Genomic DNA, 20,423 nt, shown 5'->3' with positions numbered 1-20,423 from the left:
ATGTCAGAAAGTCAATTCAACACACTTGAAGAATTCAAAAAATTTAGAGAAAGAATGAATAAGGAAATACTCGACAGAGGTACGCTCAACACAAAGCGATTCTGGAATTTAGATGGTGCTGTGTATCAGAACGGAGCATTGGAACCAAAAGTAAAAGAACTCATGGGATTGGTCGCCTCAATGGTTCTGAGATGTGATGACTGCATCACTTACCATATGATTAGATGCGCAGAGCTTGGTGCGACAGATGAGGAATTCTTTGAAACATTCGATATAGCACTGATTGTAGGTGGCTCGATAGTTATTCCTCATCTCAGGCGTGCGGTAAACACATTACTAGAAATTCGGAGGTTGCAATCGAGTGGCGAAGGTATTTCTATTTGACGGTACTGGATTGCTTTATAGGGCATACTTTGCAATTGATCAATCTTTGTCAACAACAACAGGGCTACCAACTGGTGCCCTCTTTGGTGTTGCAAGGATGCTTTTGAAATTTCTGAAGGAAAATGTTTCGGTAGGTAAGGATTACTGCGCTTTTGTTATTGATGTCAAAGGTGGAAGTACGTATAGAAAGGAACTCTATCAGCAGTACAAAGCGCATAGACCAGAAACACCTGAACCTTTATTAAAACAAATTGATTTTGCTGAAGAGTTAGTTCAAAGTTTTGGGGTAAAAGTTCTGAAATATCCAGGTTACGAAGCGGATGATGTAATAGCTACATTTGTAAAAATCTTCGAAAGAAACAAAGATTTTCTGAATATAGAAGAAATAAACATAGTTACTAGCGATAAAGACATGCTGCAACTTATTAAAGATAATACTTACGTATGGCGTATAGAAAAAGGCGTAACGGATATTAAGAAATACACAGATAAAGAAGTATACGAAAAATACGGTATTTATCCAAATCAGATAGCAGATTATCTCGCACTTGTTGGAGATGCCTCAGATAACATTCCGGGAGTTCCGGGAATAGGTGAAAAGACCGCTGCAAGGATTTTGCAAGAATTTGGTAGTGTTGAAAACGCTCTCAACAACCTCGATAAGCTTCCAGAGAAAGTAAGAGAACGCATACAAAGCAGTCTTGAAGATTTTGAACTGAGCAGAAAACTGGTTGAGCTGAATTCAAATGTAGAAATAAATATAGAACTAAAAAATCTTGTATTTGAGGGATATAAACCTGAGGTACTTTTGGAAACACTCAAAAAATTTGAGTTTTCCAGTATTATTAAAGAATTACAACTTTCATCGAGTTTGACGGACAAGTCTCAATACAATGTCGTGCGAAATGAAAAGGAACTTGAAAAACTACTTAGTGAAATTGAGAAAGCAAAAAAGATATCTTTAGATTTGGAAACCACATCTTTAGATCCACATACGGGAAAGATTGTTGGTATATCGATCGCTATCGATGAAGGCATCGCTTATTACATACCTTTGTCGCATATTGGTGGTCCGAATATCCAGTATGAGAAAGCCAAACACTTCCTTGAGATAGTTTTAAATTTAAAAAACTTTGGTGGGCATAATATAAAATTCGACATCAAATTCCTCAAGAAGATGGGCGTAGAGTTTCCTTACCCATCTTTTGACACGATGCTCGAAGCATACCTTCTAAATCCCAACGAGAAAAGATTCAATCTCGATGACCTCGCTCTCAAGCTTTTAGGGCACAAGATGATAAGCTACGAGGAAGTTGTCCAATCTTCCGTTCCACTCTTTGCAGGTGACTTTTCTTATGTCCCCGTTGAAGCAGCTGCAAAGTACTCTTGTGAAGATGCCGACATGTCATTGAGAATACACAACAAGCTTTACCCGCTTATCTATTCTTACGAATTAACAGAGTTGTACGAAAAGATAGAATTACCGATGGTAAAAGTTCTTGCGGAACTTGAATTGAACGGCGTTTACTTCGATATTGGTTATCTAAATAACTTGTCAAATGAAATGGATAAGAAGCTCTCCAACCTTTCTCAAAAGATATTTGAATTAGCTGGTGAGGTCTTCAATCTAAATTCACCTAAGCAGGTTGGATATATACTATTCGAGAAACTCAACCTACCTGCTGTAAAGTCAACAAGCACTGGTGCTTACTCAACAGATGTCGAAGTACTTGAGAACCTTGCAGGTGATTATGAAATAGCGAAGCTACTACTCGAGTATCGAAAAATCCAGAAACTCAAGAGTACATATGTTGATGCGATTCCATCCATGGTTAACAAGTACACTGGCAGGGTGCACGCATCATTCAATCAAACTGGTACGGCAACGGGACGGTTGAGTAGCTCGGATCCAAATCTCCAAAACCTGCCGGGAAGAACTGACGAAGGTAAGGAAATAAGGATGGCGGTAAGGCCACAAAAAGAAGGCTGGTGGCTCTTGGGGGCCGATTATTCCCAAATTGAATTGCGCGTGCTTGCACACATAAGCGAGGATCCGGAGTTGATAAGAGCGTTTAGAGAAGACAAAGATATCCACTTAGAAAGTGCGAAGAAGATTTTCAATGTTAGTGAGGAATTCGTTACAGACAGTATGAGGCGCGTTGGGAAGATGATCAACTTTGCCATAGTGTACGGCGTATCACCTTATGGCTTGGCAAAAAGGCTTGGAATGGATGTAAAAGAGACAAGAAAAGTAATAGAGGCATATCTCGAAACATATAAGAACGTACAGGAATATATAGCAACGACAAAAGAATTTGCGAGGAAGAACGGATATGTAAAAACTTTATTTGGAAGACGCCGGGAGATACCACAGATCAATTCAAAGGATCAAAATATCCGGGCAGAAGGTGAAAGAATCGCGATAAACACACCGATACAAGGAACAGCAGCAGATATAATGAAGATAGCGATGATTAATATATACGAAAGAATGAAAAAAGAAAATTTGAAGAGCTTGATGATATTACAAGTACACGACGAACTTGTTTTTGAAGTTCCTGAAGACGAGGTTGAGATAATGAAAGAAATTGTGAAATTTGAGATGGAAAACGCTGTTAAGCTCAGAGTGCCTCTAACCGTGGACATTTACGTAGATAAATACATGATTTAGAAGAGCACCACTGAAAAAAGTGGTGCTTTTAATATATTAAGATACTTCCAAAAAACAGCAGAACCGCAGCTATGACTCTGACTCCTATCTTTTCTTTTAAGAAAACCTTTGCAAAGAACATCGTGACAAAGACTGACAACATCGAAAGTGGCTCAGCTACACTCACGCCGAAGTAGTTGAAGGCTTTGAGAAGCGCAACGTAAGAATATGCATTACATATTCCACCGAGGATTAAGTATAACCATTTTTCTCTTACGAGATTGAAATACTCTACTGGTTTATTCTTTCTAACGAGACCGTAAAGTAGTATGTAGAGACTTATAATCAAATATATCCCAACAGAATACCCTATCGGTGAGACATCTATCGTTATCTTCCTGTCGATTATCCTTCCAACTGCCATCAAGCTCGATGCCAATATCATAGCAACCGCACCCTTGCTTTTGAAAATATTCTTGTAAGAGATCGCTATATTATCTCCCTTTTTTAGATAACTAACACCATAAATCATAAGCAGTGCACCTATAAGTCTTTTCAAACTAAATTGTTCTCCAAGGAAGATAGCTGATAGAACAACTAAGAAAACAGCGTTGAGGTTGTACAGCGGTGCTATCACTGAAGCATCTTCATGACCTAACGCATATGTATATAGGGAAAATGAAACAGAATAAATAGTACCACTTATCAGAGAAAGCAACAAGATTTCTTTGGTAATGTAGTTGAAAAACGGGAACAATGAGAGAAACGAAAAGAAGAAAAAACCCCACGCCGCAACGAAAGTTGGAGAACCTCTCGAAATTCTGTTCCCAGCTATCCTTTCGTATCCGAGCAGTACAATTCTGATAGTCATCCAAAGAAGTCCGATCCCAGACTTCATCGTCCTTGGCTCTCGGAGACACGCAACTTTAGTCTTGTAATGAGAGAGCCTCTTCCCTCCTTTCAAATATGTTTTTGTCTTAGATAAGGGTGGGCATACACCCATCCTTTGCTGTAAACCTCCTTACGGAGTTAGGAGCTCATCGCCAATGTTAGATGGGCTTGTCGTGCCTACCGCACTGTTCCTACCCGCCAGAACTGTTTAACGATAGGCGACAGAGCATGGAACTTGAGCAGCATTCCATGGTGTCGTGACCCATCTAACGTAGCCTGATGGTCCTTTGGACCATAGCTGAGGCTAGTCAACGGGGGCTTCAAGCCCGCCACTTCAGTGGTGGGGCGTTGACCCTTTGATACACCCCCATTTTGATGTTATAATCATTTTAGCACGCACTTTATTGATTGAGAATATGAAAACGTCGGAGGTGGAAGAATTGAACGGTGATGCTACACATGTTTCTCTGCTGAAAATCTTCTCGATAAATGCGAAAATTGGTGGTGTTACCATCGGTGGTGGTTACGCTATGGTTCCTGTGATCAGGGATGAATACGTCAACAAGCACAAATTCATTTCTGACGATGAGTTTTCAGCATTACTTGTCATAGCCCAATCGATGCCAGGACCAATTGCAGTAAACACTTCAACGCTGGTTGGTTATAAGCTTCGGAAAATTCCAGGACTGTTAGCAGCCGTTGCCGGTGCTATCTTCTTTCCAACACTTATAATAATAACGATCGCCGTTGTTCTTGGAAAGTTTTACAACGTTCTGCAACCGTTTTTGAAAGGTATGAAGGTACCACTCTTTGCTGTAATATTTGTAAGCGTCTTAAAGATGTGGAAGACGAGTATAAAGAGCAAGGAAGACATTATTGTCTTTGCTGTAGCTCTTGCATTATTAAGCATTTTCAATTTTAGTCCATTCTATCTGATACTCCTTGGAATCTTGTACGGTATTGTTAGAACCTATATTGGTAGGAGAGTGAATGGAAAATGATTTGCATAAAACTCTTTACGACGTTCTTGCAAATAGGTGCAGTTAGTTTTGGTGGTGGATACAGTATACTGAAAACAATAATCCACTATGTCGTTGATACTAACAAATGGCTTTCTGTAGAAGAATTCAATGAGATTGTGGCTATTTCGCAATCGACGCCAGGACCAATTGGAATAAACGCTGCGACGTTTGTGGGATATAAAATGGGAGGAATTTTCGGTTCTTTAGTGGCTACGCTTTCTGTCATATTGGTTCCCGTTATCTCCACTTTGACACTTTATTTATTTTACAGAAGGCATTCTCAAAATACTGTAGTTCAGTTTGTTATATCCAAACTAAAACCCATAGTCTTGGCAATGATAGCATCCGCTGCTTTGAGTTTCTTGAGCTCCTCATTTGGTTCAGTAACATCTTTTATTATTACGCTTCTGGCAATTTTTATCTTACTTTATACAAAAATAGACGTTGTGCTCTTGTTACTCATCTCGGGAACGTTCGGATACATTTTCTTTCGATAAAATACAAAAGTATGATAGAATTCTAATGTGAGACAAAACAGGTATTCTTCGACTCAGGAGGTGAAAGTATGGCAACGAAGGAAGGAATTGAAAACATAACGCTTTACGACGACGGCGTTCACAAGTTCATATTTCTGGCTTGGGAAGAAATGGAAGAGGAAGGTATAGTCCAGACGAACCAATATTTAATAATTGATGGCAACGAAGCGATGCTCTTAGATCCAGGTGGTGCCCATGTCTTTCCAAGAGTCCTTGCGAACGTATCGGAGATTATTGAGCCGAGCAAAATCAAGTACATCTTCTTTACCCATCAAGACCCGGACGTGACATCTGGAATAACACTATGGCTTTCGATAGCGGAAAACGCAAAGATTTATATATCAGCACTTTGGACAAGATTCTTACCTCACTTCGGGATCTATGACCAGCGTAGAGTTGTTGCTCTTCCAGACAAAGGTGACAAGCTTCGCCTCCAATCAGGTACGGAACTTGAATTCATACCAGCGCACTACTTACATTCAACAGGGAATTTTACATTGTATGACCCGAGAGCAAAGATTCTGTTCTCTGGTGATTTGGGTGTTGCAGTTTTCCCAAAAGGGCAGAGGTATGTATTTGTAGATAACTTCAATGAGCATGTAAAGCTTATGGAGTTGTTCCACAGAAGATATATTACTTCGAGCGTTGCCCTAAGAAAATGGCTCAGCATAGTAGAAAGAAAAGACATAGAAATAGTAGCACCTCAGCACGGTGCAATATTTAGAGGCGAAAATGTAAAGAAACTTTTTGATTGGTTTAGAAACTTAAAGTGCGGAATCGACATCATTGATGAGATATACGGTAGGTGATACAAATGCCAAACATGAATAAAGATACTGTCGAAAAGATGTCTTCCGCATTTTTTGCTGAAAACCTCATGACATCATTTATGGCTCAATTAGATGAGGCACTAATATCTCGCGTAAAGGGTGTGCAGGAAAACATAAAAGATTTAGAGTTGGTTTTCAGAAATATGCAAAAAAGACTGGTAGAGCTTTCTGGACAATTTGAAGAAGAGAGTAAGAATATTGTTAACAGCATAGAATATTCCCAAACTGTCAATAAGAACATCACTAATGAGCTAAGAAAATCTGGTGCGGATATTACAAAGATAAACGAAATAGTTATGAACTCAGTAAAGAACACATCAAGTACCTTAGAAATGTTTTCAAAGGTTGAGAATATGGTTTCTGAAATCACAAAGATTGCAAAACAGACTAACTTACTGGCTCTGAATGCTTCCATTGAGGCAGCAAGAGCAGGTGAATTCGGTCGCGGATTTGCCGTTGTAGCTTCCGAAGTACAAAAATTGGCAGGCGAATCTAACAGGGTCGCTAAGGATATCAACGAACTTGTTAAAGAGCTTTCGGAGTCAGTCTCTGAAGCACTTGAAAGCATAAAGCTCGTTGGAGATATATTCAAAGCAGTACAGACCTCGATGGAACAATTGATGGGATTCATGCAGCAAAATTCTGCTTTGTTATCCCACGTTTCAGAATTACTATTACAAACAAAGAGCGAGCTTGTACAAGAAACTGGGAATTTCAATTCTGCAGTAGAAGTGATGAACAAAGCATCTGAAAAATTTGAAACTCTCTCAAGAGTCATATCTTCAATAGTCAAAGCTCAGACAAAACTCAAGGATTTGCAGCTGTGAATTAGAAAGCGCATATGCTATCTCCCTATTTGGAGGTATCCATGATGGAAAATCCCATAAATGAAATAGTAGAGAAAAAAAGGCTCTGCAAAGGTGTGTACGAATTCTGGATCAACAACGAATTCGTAGCCAAACACGCAAAACCCGGACAATTTGTAATTGTTCGAAATACAGAAAAAGGTGAGCGTATACCATTAACCATAGCAGATGTCAGTGGGAAGCAGTTCAGGATAGTTGTAAAAGCCATAGGTAAATCTACTCTTGAATTGTGTATGAAAAATAAAGGTGATGTACTGCACGATGTAGTTGGTCCTCTGGGCAAGCCAAGTGAGATAAAGTACTATGGAAATACTTTAATCATCGGCGGTGGTATTGGTATAGCTGCAATTTTCCCAATAGCTAAGGCTTTGAAAAGTTTTAATAACAGAGTAAATGTAATAATAGGTGCGAAGACAGTAGATGAACTAATCCTAAAGGATGAATTTACCTTCGCAGATGACTTAACAACTTGCACGGACGATGGAAGTTATGGCAAAAAAGGAAGCGTTGTAGATGTTATGAAAGACAAGCTTAGAAGTGAGAAATTCGACGTTATTTGGGCGATAGGACCTGCAGTTATGATGAAATATGCAAGTTTGGTAGCAAAGGAATTTGATACACCTGTGTGGGTATCACTTAATTCGATTATGATAGATGGCACAGGAATGTGCGGAGGCTGCAGGACGGTTATAAAGAAAGACGGAGAAAGTGAAATACAGTACGTTTGTGTCGATGGACCCGAATTTGATGGCCGATATGTGGATTGGGAAAGTTTTATCAAAAGACTCAGTCAGTATAGAGAACAAGAAACATTGGCTTTGGAAAGTTTCATTAAGCAGGTTGGTGATATCTCGTGGCTGTAAAAGACAGAATAGAAGTCAGGGAATTAGAACCAGAAGAAAGGCACCACACTTTTTCAGAAGTATCTTTGGGTTACACATACGAGATGGCACAGGAAGAGGCGAAAAGGTGCTTACAGTGTAAAGTACCAACTTGTATATCAGGTTGCCCAGTTGGCATAGATATACCGGGTTTCATAAGAGAAATCGTTAAAGGTAATTTAGATAGATCTTTTAAAATACTAAAATCATATAATTACCTCCCTGCTATCTGCGGAAGGGTTTGCCCACAAGAAATACAGTGTGAGGGGGTTTGTGTTCTCAACAAAATTGGAAAACCTATAAATATCGGTGCGCTCGAAAGATTTGTTGCAGACTGGGCAAGAGAGAATAATGTGAACAATTTGACCGACGAAGAGTCTTCTAACACATCAAACGCACAAAAAGATTACGTAGATAAGAAGGTTGCTGTCATAGGCTCTGGTCCTGCTGGTCTTACGGTAGCCTCAGAACTTGGAAAGCTTGGAATCAGTGTTGATATATACGAAGCGCTACATGAATTTGGAGGGGTTCTCGTATATGGAATACCTGAGTTCAGGTTGCCAAAAAAGATTGTTGGCAAAGAGATTTCACATTTAGAGGCTCTTGGAGTAAATTTTATAAAGAACATACCAGTAGGTTACGCAATCTCGCCAAAGGAATTACTTGAAAAATACGATGCACTCTTTGTAGGCGTCGGTGCGGGTACTCCGAAATTCATGGGAATTCCAGGAAGCGAGCTGAATGGAGTCTACTCTGCCAACGAATTCCTGACTCGAGTAAACCTCATGCGCGCATACAAGTTTCCTGAATACGATACACCTATCAGGATTGGAAAAAGAGTTGTCGTTGTCGGGGGAGGTAACACTGCGATGGATGCTGCACGCAGCGCTTTAAGGTTGGGGGCACATGTAACGGTAGTGTACCGGAGAACCGAATCGGAGATGCCGGCTCGTAAAGCCGAAATAGCGCATGCCAAAGAAGAGGGCATTGAGTTCATGTACTTATCAACACCGGTTACATACATAGGTGACGCGCATGGGAATTTAGTCGCAATTGAATGTGTAAGGATGCAACTGAGCGAGCCGGATGAAAGCGGGAGAAGAAAACCGGTTATCATTCCGAACAGCAATTTCGTTATCGAAGCTGATACAGTTATAGAAGCTATCGGAACTGAGGCGAATAAATTCCTCCTAAACCAATTTCCGGATTTGAAAACTAACAAGTACGGATACATTGTAACAAATGAAATGGGGCAGACGAGCATACCAAAGGTCTTTGCGGGAGGAGATATCGTAACAGGTTCTGCGACTGTAATCTTAGCCATGGGGGCAGGTAAGACGGCTACAAGAGGTATTGCCGAATTTCTTAAAAGTTGATGATGAACACGAGTAAGGGGGTATGGGGATAGGTTATGGTCTACACGGAAATACTATATGCAATGCTTGTACTGATGTTATTATTGACAATAATAGCCACTACAATCCCCGCTCAGCGAGAAACACTAAACGAATCAATTAGACAAGAAAAAGCTCAAATCATTGCAGAAAACATGTTCTGGGAAACAGTGGACGCTACGTATTTACAAAACTTGCCGGATAACAAATTCATCTTGACGTATTACATCGACGTAGACGGGCATAGATACAAAGTTGATATTAAAGCCATAAAGTTCGATAGGCCAGAAAAATAAAAACATAAAAACAAAGTGGGGCGCACGCCCCATTTTTCCTTGGATATATCAACCTTTCAATCCGCTTCCAACGAGTGATTTGACAAACAAATCTTGGAGTAAGAAGAATAACAGAAGTGTTGGTGCCAAAGCAATAATTGTCGCTGCCATAATTATTCCCCAGTTATTTGAAGACTCAGCATTGATTATCATATTTATCGCCACTTGCACAGTCTTCATGTCATCACGCATTGCCACAATCATAGGCCACAAATACATGTTCCAAGCGTATGTAAAATTAATTATAGCCGCCCCCCCTATAACTGGGCGAGAAAGCGGAAGAACTATCTTTGTAAGATATTGCATAGCACTTGCCCCGTCTATCCTCGCGGCATCTTCGAAATCTCTTGGAATAGTCTTAAAGTGTTGTTGGAACAAAAACACATTCGTTGCACTTGCGATGAATGGTACAATCATCGCTTGGTATGTGTTAACCCATCCAAGTTTGCTAACGACTTGGAACAGAGGGATAATTAACAATATTTCCGCTGGGATATATAAAGTTGAAAATATCAAACCAAACGTTAACGAATCACCCTTGAATTTGAAATTTGCGTACGCATAACCTGCAAGGATACCAGTGAAAAGCTTCCCAAGTGTTATTAAAGACGCTACTACAAAGCTGTTCCACATCATCCTTCCAAAAGGCACTATTTTAAAAGCTTGTATGTAATTTTCTATGTTGAACCCACGTGGCAAAATCTTAGGCGGGTAAGCAAAAACGAATTCTGAAGATTGAATACTCATAGTCAACGCTAAGAATATAGGTGCAAACATGATTATTGAAAATATTATCAGGGCTATCTCTACAAAAACGGTATTTACAATCTTTCGAGTACTCTTCTTCATAACTCCCACCGCCTTTTACTGATAATGAACGCTCTTACGTCCAACTTTAAAGTATATTAGAGTGACTATGATCATTATGGCAAACAATATGACGCTTTCCGCAGCTGCCGGTCCTGTTTTTGAGAATCTAAAACCGTCAAGGTAGATCCTGTAAATGATGTTCGTTGTATAATCACCGGGACCACCGCGTGTCATAACATCGATAATAGCAAACGACTGGAACATAGCGCTTATTATACTCATAATCACAAGGTAATATGTAATAGGTGAAAGTAAGGGAAAATACAACCTCCACATTCTTGTCCAAGTAGTTGCACCATCGAGCTTAGTTGCTTCAACAAGCTCATCAGGAATACTTTGCAAACCTGCAATGTAGAATATTATGTTAAATGGCAATGTTTTCCAAATTGCAGCAATTATTACAGCGTATGCAGCGTATGGTGCGGTAACTAACCAGTTCACTTGTATTCCGAATAACCTTGTCATAATATAGTTAACGTGCCCAACAACTGGGTTCAGTAAAAATCCCCAGAGCGCTCCTGCCACGGCTGTTGAGACAGCATAAGGAGCGAATATCAAAGTCCTGAATAACCTAACGCCGGGAACTCTTTGATTAAGCAGCAACGCCACAAAAAATGCTATAAAAATAGAGACAATTACCGTAATTATTGTGAAGACAATCGTAAAAGTGAATGATTTAACGAACTTCTCGTCTGAAAATAATTCTATATAATTCTCTAATCCAACAAACATCTTCCTATTGCCAAAGACAGACACTTTAAAAAAACTTAGATAAAATGAATTTATTGCTGGATAATATATAAAGAGTGAAATTATGATAAATGTTGGAAGTATAAAGATGTAAGGTAACAACTTTCTCACTTCTAGCACCCTCCTGAACATAAGAATTCAAAAAAGGCTGGCTGCAACGCCAGCCCTTCTTTTTGATTGAATCCATTAAAAGTATTGTTTTATAGCTTTATTTGCTTCTCTTTCTGCTTCCTCCAAAGCTTGCTTTGGCGTTAGCTGTCCATTTAGCATTTTCTCAACGGCATTATCGATCGCTGACCTTATTTCTGGGAAAGCACCAACAACCGCACCCATTGTTGCGTATGAAGGAATTGTATCTAACAACTGTTTAATGGCGATATAGTGGAGTGGATTTTCCTTGTAGTAGCCTTCTTTCTCAAGCTTTTCTTTCGCATCAAGTCTTACTGGGAAGTACCCAGTTCCCTTATGCCATGCGATTTGTGGATCAACATCGGCAAGATACTTAATCAATTTCCATGCCGCATCTATCTCGGCTTGGTTCTTCTGCTTAATTAGCCACAGGCTTCCTCCACCTATTATAACACCAGCTCGCTGTACTCCGTCTGGTATAGGAATGTAAGCCGCACCAATTTCGAAGCCTTGCTTCGCCGCTTCTGAAACAAGCAATGCAACATCTGATGTTGACGTAATTATCATTCCGACCGTTTGAGATATGAAGAGCTGTCTTGCAGCTGTCCAGTCCCCTTTCTTTGTGTTAATCATTAAACCTTCTTTTGTCAATGTGTTCCAAAATTCCATAATCTTCAAGCCAGCTTCGTTATTGAAGACTACCTTTGTTGGGTTGCCTGTTCTTCCGTTGTTGTTGTCAACAAGCAACTTATTTTGCTCTGCCATCCATTGTTCAAAGAACCATGCATAAAGTGGCCATGTGATACCAGTTCTTACTATGTTTCCCTTGTCGTCTTTCTTTAACAATTTCTTCGAGTAGGAAATCACTTCGCTGAAAGTTCTTGGTGGTTTCTCTGGATCAAGTCCTGCTTGTTTGAACATGGTCTTGTTGTAGAAGAGCAACGGTGTTGAGCTGTTCCAAGGCATAGAATAAAGCTTTCCGCCAATGCTGTAGTATTTAACCACCTGAGGTAAGAGCTTACCTTTATCAAATGATGGATCCTTTTTAATCATATCTTCAACTGGAACTATAACTCCACTATCGATCATCTTCTTCGTACTGATTTCGTTCAGTTGGACAACATGTGGTGGAGTACCTGCTTGTAGTGATGCAACTGTCTTTGCCAATATTTCCTCATAACTCCCAACATACTGCACTTCAACCTTGATTCCTGGGTTTGCCTTCATAAAATCGTTTACCATACCCTGAATCAAGTCAATTCTCCAACCGCCCATTGCGTGCCAGAACTGAATCTTGACTTCTGCAAAGCCCAAAGCAACAACGAATACTAAAAACAGTATAAAAAGTTTCTTCATACACCACACCTCCCATGATTTGTTTGATAAAATCCCCAAAAGAGGGACAACGTTATTATTATACTATCAAATGTTAAAAATAATTTAAGAAAAAAGCGCAAGCTTTCCTGAAGATTTGCACAAAAAAGGAAGCTTGCGCGTCATTTTATACATTAAAGAACTATAAGTATGATATTTAAACCATTGCAGATTTCACTTGTTGATATCCTTCACAGATTCCCTCTCGATAATCTTTGCTGGCAAAATTATATTTCTTGGCAAACGCACTTTCTTATTCACTATTCTCTCTATTAACAACTGTGCAGCAGTAGTCCCCATTTCCCAACGGGGTTGCATAACAGTTGTCAACCTTGGATTTGTGTACTGTGCAAATGGAGCATCATCAAATCCTATTATAGATACATCTTCTGGCACTCTAATTCCGTTATCCTTTAAAGCATCTATCGCACCGATAGCTGTCCAGTCATTAACAGCGAAGATAGCTGTGAAGTTTAGCCCATGTTCTTTCAGGTGCTGAACAACACTAACCCATCCGTGCTCGGAGTTATAGCCTCTATGTGTTCCATAAAAAATCTCAATCTCTTCATCCCTGACTTTATCAATGAATTTTCTAATACCTTTTTCCCTATCGACAGCTGCTGGTGATTGTTGTGGACCGGGTATAAAAAGAATCTTCTTGTGCCCGTGCTCATAAAGATACTTGATCGCTTGATAGCCACCACTTACATTGTCCACGTTCACAGTATCGAAATCGATCTCGTCGACCTGGAAATCAACAACAACCATTGGGATACCGCTTCTCTTGAAGCGCTCTATCAATTTGTAACTTCCAAAAAGTTCTCCCAAGATAACTCCATCGACCTTACGCCTGAAGTACTGATCAAGGATGTGCTGTTCGATGTCGACCTCCCATTTCGGAAGGGCAAGCATTATATCGAAACCTTTTGTGTACGCATATTCCTCGATTGCCATGACAATGTCACTGTAATGATAACCTCTTATGTCAGGTATAAGTATTCCAATAGTTTTAAACAGATCAGAAGAGGCTGTTCTGAAAGAAATCGTCGGTCTATAATTTAGTTTCTTTATAGCATTGAGCACTTTCCTACGGGTCTCTTCAGATACATTCTCGTTGCCGTTCAGAACCCTTGAGACCGTTGCTATGGAAACGTTTGCCATTTTTGCAACATCTCTAATATTTGCCATCGTACCACCTCGATGCAAATCTGTTTATCTTATTCATTGCTTTGTAGTTCATATACTCTTACATAATCTACATACATCTTTGCAGGAAACTTTGTTTCATTTGTTGGATATCCAGGCCAGTATCCGCCAACAGCCATATTCAGTATTATAAAGAATTCATTATCGAAGACCCATACCTTTCCTCTTGACTCCACCGCGGATTTTGTGACAATGTGGTAAACGGTATCATCGACGTACCAAACAATCTTTTCTTCATCCCACATTACCCCAAATACGTGGAAATCACTTGTAAAATCAGGCTTTGGTGGCTCTAACCTGATTTTGCCACCTATAGCGCTATTTCCGTGATACCCAGGTCCATGCAGCGTACCGTAGGCTGTCCACTTGTCGTGTCCAAGAAATTCGACTATATCGATTTCTCCACACATGGGCCATCCGACATACCTTATATTAGTCCCGAGCATCCAAAACGCTGGCCACAGACCCTTTCCGTAAGGGAATTTTATACGCGCCTCAATCTTTCCGTACTGCACTGAGAAATTACCTTCTGTCTTCATACGTGTTGAAGTGTAATTGAACGTCTTACTACCTTCTTTCACTGTCTCGTTTCTTGCTTCAATAACGAGCATGCCATTCTCTATCCAGGCATTCTTTCCTTCAGTATAGTACTGCCACTCACCGTTTCCCCAGCCGTTGTTGTTTCCAATCTCGAATCTCCATTTTGAAGTATCGATTTTAGGACCGCTGAACTCATCGGACCAAACAAGTTTCCATCTGCTGTCTTTTATCATAGGCTCAAACTCCTTTAACGATGCTATACAACTTGTGAAAATAAGAATGAGAAAGACAAAAGGAATTAATATATATCTTCTTCTCAACATCTTAAACCACCTCTTTATATGCCTATAATTTATCTTACTACTGAGCGATAAGAATTTCAATTCGATCCACCTTTCCATTTCGTACCATTTCGGCGTATTTTTCCTCAATTAGTCCACTGCTCAAACTTATTCTTTCTCCATCATTGAGGAACAGAGTTGCTCTTTGCTTTGAATAATCTACTTTGTATGTGTCCAATTTATCAGGATTTACATACGTTACAGTGCAATTTCCTAAGAATTTAAACGATATCTTGTTATTCTCATCAAAGAGCCAACCTGGTAAGACAGGTTCGAAAACTAAGACTAACTTTCCATTATCAACCTTAAACGGATTCTTTCCTGCCATCATTATTCTCCAAATGCTTAGAAATTCTGCGGTTGCACCGCTTAGTCGAGCAACAAAGCCCGTTCCGTGCACTTTCTCATCAGGATTTGCACTACTGGCTATAAACGAGGAATTTTCAAGTGGGCTCCTTCCGTATATTGCAGGATCTAAGAATGCAATTATCACGTTTTTGAAATCCTCGAAAAATTCATCGTAAAGTCCACTTCTTAAGAGCTCAAGCATGTATTTGTACTCCATATGTACCCATATCGATTCATTTTCCAACCAACCTGGTGTGAATGCCTTCGCCCTACCTATCTCTATGCTCTGATTCTCAAGAGAAGCATTCACTTTGTACATCTTCAGTTTTCTATCATACAAACCTGAAGATTTCACTTTTGAATATATGCTTTTCAAAATTTCAGGCTCTTTATATACTTTCATACCTCTTACAATTCCTTCCAAAAATAGCGGCATGTTTTTTCTTGAAAATTTTAAGACTTTTACTATATCCTCAGAGCCCACTTTTTCAACTACGTAATTCTCAACATCGTAATAGAAGTAGGTAGGCATCAAGTGGTCATTTTCTTCAACTGCTTTGTCCAGAGCATTTCTAAGCTTGTTAGCAAGTGCTTCAAGTTCCCCAGCAGTGGTCAAAGCTGAGATTTCTCTCTCATCACCAATGAAGCCGAACTTTGTCTCTTCCCTGTACTTTTCTCTAAGTATCGATATCTTATTCCAGAAGTCAAAATCCCTGTTTTCAGAAGTTGAGTTGCCGTATTCTCTGACAAGTGTCACAAGATCTCTCAATAATTGAAGGACCTCAACTGGAAGTCGCAACGTTTTATGCGGATATTCTTTCAGTGTTCTTATTATAAAATCAAGCAATCTAAGGAGCTCAAAGCTATCTGCAACAGAAGAACCGAATAATCCAGGCAATCCGTTTAATGCATCATACCAGCCTGGCTTTCCTGCTTCCATTTCAATACCAATGCCACTTGGATCAAGTGTCGCAAATTTTGCGACAGCTAAATTTATTAACTTAGCGATCAAGGATGTTTTGTAAATATCACCAGTTCCCTTATTCTTTCGCATAACGTTTTTGTATTCAGCGCGGGATTCTATCAGTCTTTTCTTTTCTTGGTCTTCGTATGTAGACTTATACTGCCTCACTTTACCGTCAGCAATTACGTATCTCTTGCTCCTTGGAAGTACACAATAAGTGTCATCGTAGTAAGTGTAGCTTTCATCGTTGAAGAGCAGTTCTTCTTTGTGATCCGGATATACCGAAAGGTAACTTTCTATCAAGTCCAAATTGTACGTCCAGTGATCGGTCCAGTATCCCTCACCATGTACAGCATCGATTTCTTCTTCGATGTAATTTCCTAAATATCTGAGCAATTCTTCAAAATCTTTTCTAAGCTTTATATTTTTATCTTCAATGAATTTTAAGAGCTTTCCTGGAGTAAATGAATTACTTTTCAAGAATTCTAAAACTACATCTACGTTAGTACCATCTTCGAAGAAATCATTTAGCAATAACTTGTCAAGTTTTGTCACATCTACTCTGTACTTTACACCGTTTATAACCAAAGGATTGTAACCATCTGTCTGTATTAGGTTCATGAAAAACCTTATGTTGTATCTTTCAACTCCTGGATTGAAGAATACATCATCTCTCCTGTTTTGATTTACATCTCGATAGTTTGCGTTTCCTGAAGAATAATACTCAGGCAACAATACAAAGTAGTTGTAGTCGCGTTCCAAATCGCCGTGTTTTCTTGAATATATGTGATAAACTAAAGGATTTTCACCATTTCTAACTATAACTGGATAGCCACCTCTTAGTACATTATCGAGATAGTTTTGCTTTGCATACTCGTCAAATAATTTGGAGCCTGTCTTTGTCCACACTCTGCTTACGATGTCTTCCGTTATCAGCCTATTCTCGCGGTACTTCTCTTCTAAATACTTACTATCGGAGAATTTTTCAGAATATTCAACAAGTAAATTTGTATTTGGAGCATGACCAACTACTGTATATATTTCTACCTTCTTACCAGGTTCCAAAACGGTTATGACTGGTGAGAATGCGCATGGAACTCTATTTGACATGACTTGTTTGATACGTTTTATCTGCTCAAGATTCAGCTCAGCAAATACTTGCGGCAAAACGTAAGAGGTATCAAACCCAAATACTACATCTGGATCCACTAAAGGTTTCAGCTGTTCTTTTTCACTCTCTTGAATCTTAAATGAGACGTAGAAATTTCCCTCTCTTATCTCTGAAACGGTTGCTACATCTTCCGCAGTAGAACGGAGCTTGAATATGTGAATTCCATTCTCAATTTCGAGAACTTCCATCCAAGCTTTTAGGGTATTACCCACATGCTTAAGTCCGTAATCGTTTATTCCAAATGGCAACAACATCGACAATCCGTCAAGTACTTCGAGACTTAAAGTTTCGCTTGAAATATTCTCAATTACAACCTTTCTAACAAGTGCTGCAAGTTTCTCCTGTGGCAATGTAAAGTAAAGTACGTTAGTTTTAAGACCAATTTCTTCGTTTATCTCTTCAATTTCGAGTGACTCTCTTGCGATGTACATCTTTTGGATAATTTTCTCGTTCTTTTTCACAAAAGCTTCATGTAATATATTTTTTTCGTGTACTTTGATAAAAGTTCTGAAGCCGTTCGTGTAGACTGTTTGATACGAACGGAACGCCGGGTGGAATTCCAGTATTGGATTGTCCTTGTGCGCCAGTCCAAATGAGGCGATGCACTGCGCCCTATTTACATAGAACACCCACAATGGAATGCCATGCCTTCCAGCAATCCCAGGAAGGAAACCTGCAAATGGTTTTGAGTTATTGTAGTCCTCAATTACGAATCTATCATCTGTGTTGAAGTAATATTTAGCCATTCTAATGCCCCCTCGTTGAAGGATTACATTATCTCTATATAGCCAGTAAGTCTGATATCTCTGGATGATGCACCAACCCTGATTTCGTACCTTCCAGGCTCAACCTTCCAGCAATTTCCATCGAATGAAGCAAGGTTTGAAATCTGAATTTCAACAGAAATCCTCTGAGACTCTCCCGGTTGCAATTCTTTTGTCTTTTCAAAGCCTTTCAATTCCTGGTAAGGTTTGTCAATTTTTCCACGTGGCGCACGTACATATACTTGTGCTACCTCTTTTCCTGCAAACATTCCTGTGTTTTCTACCGTGAAAGAAACATATATTTTATTACCTACCTGCTGTATTTGAAGGTCTTTGTACTCGAATTTTGTATATGAAAGTCCAAAGCCAAACTCATATGACGGTTCTATTCTGAATGTATCGTAGTACCTGTAGCCAACGTATATGTCTTCATCGTAGACAACAACAGCTGGATTTTCTCTTGGTTCACCTGGGAAAGATCTCGAAGGTACATCTTCGTACCTTTTTGGGAACGTAGTTGGTAATTTTCCTGACGGGTTTATCTTCCCTGTAAGAACATCAGCAAGTATTCTTCCAGCTTCCTGACCTGGTTGCCAGACCAAGACTATCGCATCGCACAGTGATTTCCAACTTTCAATCTCTATCGGTGAGCCTATGTTCAAGACTACAGCGAACTTCTTACCTTTGCTTCTAAAAGTTTCGGAAAGCTTTTTAATAATTGAGAATTCATCGTCAGTCAGATAAAAGTCACCTTTTTCGAGCTTTCTATCGACACCTTCGCCTGATATTCTCGTAAGTATATAAATACCCAAGTCATTCCGTTCAGCTATCTTTTCAATCTCCTCTTGTGAAATGATGTCCTGAGGCAATCTTGGAACAATATCTTCTCCCCACTGTCCTTTAGTTATTACATAGTCGGTCTTGCGAAATTCAGCTATCTTGTTCCGATAGAACTCTGCAAGTTCTTTATCTACGTTCAAACCTTTTTCCAAGAGTCCATCAAGGAAGCTTATCATATATTGCGGGTGCGTTTCACCACTACCCGTACCTCCTCTGATAGTTTCTATTTGTCCTGTGCCGAAAAGGGCAATCTTGGTAGTTTCGTTTATTGGAAGTGTATTATCATTTTTCAACAACACGACACCTTCGCTACCAGCTTCGTAGGATACCTTTGCATGTGCTTCGAGGTCTGGATTGTTACTGTACTTATAACCTTTGAAAGCAGGTGTTTTCACCAACACTCTTAGTATCGCCTTAACCCTTTCATTTAACATTTCATCTGTTATCTCGCCCTTCTCGTATGCCTCTGTTATTTCTTCTATCTCGGGTCTTCTATTTTTGAATATCTGGTACGTGTTTCCAGGCATGAGCAAATCGTTTTCTGACATTATCTGCTGAGCAGCGTTGTCACCAGCAAACCAATCTGTCATCACAAAACCTTCAAATCCCCATTCATCCCTCAATACCTTTTTAAGCAACCACTTATTTTGTGAGGTATACAGACCGTTCATCTTGTTGTATGAACTCATCACCGTCCAAGGTTTTGCCTTCTTGATAGCTATCTCAAATGGTTTTAAGTATATTTCTCTTAGAGCTCTTTCTGATACAACTGTGTCTATTGTCATCCTGTTTGTTTCCTGCTCGTTTACTACAAAGTGCTTAATGCATGCGCCAACACCTTCAGATTGGACACCTTCAACAAAACTCGCAGCCATTTCGCCTGTTAAATACGGATCTTCTGAATAGTATTCAAAATTTCTTCCGCCGAGTGGATTTCTGTGGATGTTTATCGCTGGTGCCAAGAGTATATCGACACCGTACTCTCTAACTTCCTCCCCCATCGCTCTGCCAACTTTTCTTAAGATATCTCTATTCCAAGTCGACGCTAACATCGTCTCAACGGGAAACGCAGTTGCATGATATTTTCTTTCGTCGTTCTTTCTCTCGGGGTCTATTCTTAATCCAGCCGGTCCATCTGCCAAAACTGTTTTCGGTATTCCAAGCCTTTCAATTTCAGCCGTCTCGCCAGCTGCACCACTAACTTTCGGCTCTGGATTTCCAAAAGCACCGAGAACTCCAACACCAACTACAAGCCTAATCTTTTCCTCCGTGGTCATTTTTGAAACAAGAGCTTCGATATCCATACTATTCCTCCTCCTTCTTTGTATATACTCAAT

Annotated in this window: 17 protein-coding genes; 9 read left to right on the top strand and 8 right to left on the bottom strand. The window is 39.6% G+C overall.

All coding sequences use genetic code 11. The features are described 5' to 3' along the window. Both IB67_RS04235 and polA read left to right on the top strand, forming a co-directional pair. Positions 1-384: a carboxymuconolactone decarboxylase family protein gene (locus IB67_RS04235; RefSeq protein ID WP_072757953.1), complete on the top strand. Its 384-nt coding sequence runs from the start codon at positions 1-3 to the stop codon at positions 382-384. Beyond that, positions 362-3,055, top strand: coding sequence for a DNA polymerase I (polA, locus tag IB67_RS04230; RefSeq protein WP_072757951.1), 2,694 nt, complete (start codon positions 362-364; stop codon positions 3,053-3,055). Before IB67_RS04235 ends, polA begins: the two co-directional genes overlap by 23 nt. A gap of 28 nt (positions 3,056-3,083) precedes the next feature. Here the strand turns inward: polA and IB67_RS04225 are convergent, their stop codons facing one another. Continuing rightward, positions 3,084-3,932, bottom strand: a complete 849-nt coding sequence (locus tag IB67_RS04225) for a DMT family transporter (protein ID WP_072758288.1) — start codon at positions 3,930-3,932, stop codon at positions 3,084-3,086. 433 nt (positions 3,933-4,365) lie between these two features. Between IB67_RS04225 and IB67_RS04220 the strand changes: the two genes are divergently transcribed. The 7 genes from IB67_RS04220 (at position 4,366) to IB67_RS04190 (ending at position 9,750) form a co-directional block, all read left to right on the top strand. Next, positions 4,366-4,926 carry a chromate transporter gene (locus IB67_RS04220; protein WP_245789458.1) on the top strand — a complete coding sequence of 187 codons (561 nt, stop codon included), beginning with the start codon at positions 4,366-4,368 and terminating at the stop codon, positions 4,924-4,926. Beyond that, positions 4,923-5,444, top strand: coding sequence for a chromate transporter (locus IB67_RS04215; protein ID WP_072757949.1), 522 nt, complete (start codon positions 4,923-4,925; stop codon positions 5,442-5,444). The genes IB67_RS04220 and IB67_RS04215 overlap by 4 nt, the downstream gene beginning before the upstream one ends. Before the next feature lie 68 nt (positions 5,445-5,512). Beyond that, entirely contained in the window at positions 5,513-6,292 is a 780-nt protein-coding gene (locus IB67_RS04210) for an oxygen-binding di-iron domain-containing protein (RefSeq protein WP_072757947.1), read from the top strand. Between the two features lie 5 nt (positions 6,293-6,297). Further along, positions 6,298-7,140 (top strand): methyl-accepting chemotaxis protein, encoded by an 843-nt coding sequence (locus tag IB67_RS04205; protein WP_072757945.1) that lies wholly within the window; start codon positions 6,298-6,300, stop codon positions 7,138-7,140. Between the two features lie 41 nt (positions 7,141-7,181). Continuing rightward, positions 7,182-8,042: a sulfide/dihydroorotate dehydrogenase-like FAD/NAD-binding protein gene (locus IB67_RS04200; RefSeq protein WP_072757943.1), complete on the top strand. Its 861-nt coding sequence runs from the start codon at positions 7,182-7,184 to the stop codon at positions 8,040-8,042. Further along, positions 8,033-9,436 carry an NADPH-dependent glutamate synthase gene (gene gltA, locus IB67_RS04195; RefSeq protein ID WP_072757941.1) on the top strand — a complete coding sequence of 468 codons (1,404 nt, stop codon included), beginning with the start codon at positions 8,033-8,035 and terminating at the stop codon, positions 9,434-9,436. The genes IB67_RS04200 and gltA overlap by 10 nt, the downstream gene beginning before the upstream one ends. A gap of 35 nt (positions 9,437-9,471) precedes the next feature. Continuing rightward, complete coding sequence (locus tag IB67_RS04190; protein ID WP_072757939.1) at positions 9,472-9,750, top strand: hypothetical protein; 279 nt, start codon at positions 9,472-9,474, stop codon at positions 9,748-9,750. Positions 9,751-9,798: 48 nt separating this feature from the next. Here IB67_RS04190 and IB67_RS04185 read toward each other — a convergent pair whose 3' ends face one another. From IB67_RS04185 to IB67_RS04155, 7 genes are all read right to left on the bottom strand, one after another. Continuing rightward, positions 9,799-10,638 carry a carbohydrate ABC transporter permease gene (locus IB67_RS04185; RefSeq protein WP_072757937.1) on the bottom strand — a complete coding sequence of 280 codons (840 nt, stop codon included), beginning with the start codon at positions 10,636-10,638 and terminating at the stop codon, positions 9,799-9,801. Positions 10,639-10,653: 15 nt separating this feature from the next. Then, a complete protein-coding gene (locus IB67_RS04180; protein WP_339744589.1) occupies positions 10,654-11,520 on the bottom strand; it encodes a carbohydrate ABC transporter permease in 867 nt (288 codons plus the stop codon). A 75-nt stretch (positions 11,521-11,595) separates the two neighbouring features. Next, complete coding sequence (locus IB67_RS04175; RefSeq protein WP_072757934.1) at positions 11,596-12,894, bottom strand: ABC transporter substrate-binding protein; 1,299 nt, start codon at positions 12,892-12,894, stop codon at positions 11,596-11,598. Positions 12,895-13,086: 192 nt separating this feature from the next. Further along, on the bottom strand, positions 13,087-14,100 hold the full coding sequence (locus IB67_RS04170) for a LacI family DNA-binding transcriptional regulator (protein ID WP_498875486.1): 1,014 nt from the start codon (positions 14,098-14,100) through the stop codon (positions 13,087-13,089). A 29-nt stretch (positions 14,101-14,129) separates the two neighbouring features. After that, the gene (locus tag IB67_RS04165) at positions 14,130-14,891 is read right to left on the bottom strand and encodes a glycoside hydrolase family 16 protein (protein WP_245789457.1); all 762 of its coding nucleotides are present in this window, start codon (positions 14,889-14,891) and stop codon (positions 14,130-14,132) included. 127 nt (positions 14,892-15,018) lie between these two features. Further along, positions 15,019-18,228: a cellobiose phosphorylase gene (locus tag IB67_RS04160; protein ID WP_434223569.1), complete on the bottom strand. Its 3,210-nt coding sequence runs from the start codon at positions 18,226-18,228 to the stop codon at positions 15,019-15,021. Positions 18,229-18,251: 23 nt separating this feature from the next. Continuing rightward, entirely contained in the window at positions 18,252-20,390 is a 2,139-nt protein-coding gene (locus IB67_RS04155) for a glycoside hydrolase family 3 N-terminal domain-containing protein (protein ID WP_072757928.1), read from the bottom strand. Positions 20,391-20,423 lie beyond the last annotated feature (33 nt).

This window comes from Fervidobacterium riparium, from assembly GCF_025370035.1.
Taxonomy (GTDB): domain Bacteria; phylum Thermotogota; class Thermotogae; order Thermotogales; family Fervidobacteriaceae; genus Fervidobacterium; species Fervidobacterium gondwanense.
The sequence above is the reverse complement of the archived record's forward strand: the minus strand, read 5'-3'. Positions and strand labels throughout refer to the sequence as shown.

Bases quoted from the DNA above. Each gene is read 5' to 3' on its own strand.
- IB67_RS04235 (WP_072757953.1), top strand. From the start codon at position 1: ATGTCAGAAAGTCAATTCAACACACTTGAAGAATTCAAAAAATTTAGA.
- IB67_RS04225 (WP_072758288.1), bottom strand. From the start codon at position 3,932: ATGAAGTCTGGGATCGGACTTCTTTGGATGACTATCAGAATTGTACTG.
- IB67_RS04215 (WP_072757949.1), top strand. From the start codon at position 4,923: ATGATTTGCATAAAACTCTTTACGACGTTCTTGCAAATAGGTGCAGTT.
- IB67_RS04210 (WP_072757947.1), top strand. From the start codon at position 5,513: ATGGCAACGAAGGAAGGAATTGAAAACATAACGCTTTACGACGACGGC.
- IB67_RS04205 (WP_072757945.1), top strand. From the start codon at position 6,298: ATGCCAAACATGAATAAAGATACTGTCGAAAAGATGTCTTCCGCATTT.
- IB67_RS04200 (WP_072757943.1), top strand. From the start codon at position 7,182: ATGATGGAAAATCCCATAAATGAAATAGTAGAGAAAAAAAGGCTCTGC.
- IB67_RS04190 (WP_072757939.1), top strand. From the start codon at position 9,472: ATGGTCTACACGGAAATACTATATGCAATGCTTGTACTGATGTTATTA.
- IB67_RS04185 (WP_072757937.1), bottom strand. From the start codon at position 10,638: ATGAAGAAGAGTACTCGAAAGATTGTAAATACCGTTTTTGTAGAGATA.
- IB67_RS04175 (WP_072757934.1), bottom strand. From the start codon at position 12,894: ATGAAGAAACTTTTTATACTGTTTTTAGTATTCGTTGTTGCTTTGGGC.
- IB67_RS04170 (WP_498875486.1), bottom strand. From the start codon at position 14,100: ATGGCAAATATTAGAGATGTTGCAAAAATGGCAAACGTTTCCATAGCA.
- IB67_RS04165 (WP_245789457.1), bottom strand. From the start codon at position 14,891: ATGATAAAAGACAGCAGATGGAAACTTGTTTGGTCCGATGAGTTCAGC.
- IB67_RS04160 (WP_434223569.1), bottom strand. From the start codon at position 18,228: ATGGCTAAATATTACTTCAACACAGATGATAGATTCGTAATTGAGGAC.
- IB67_RS04155 (WP_072757928.1), bottom strand. From the start codon at position 20,390: ATGGATATCGAAGCTCTTGTTTCAAAAATGACCACGGAGGAAAAGATT.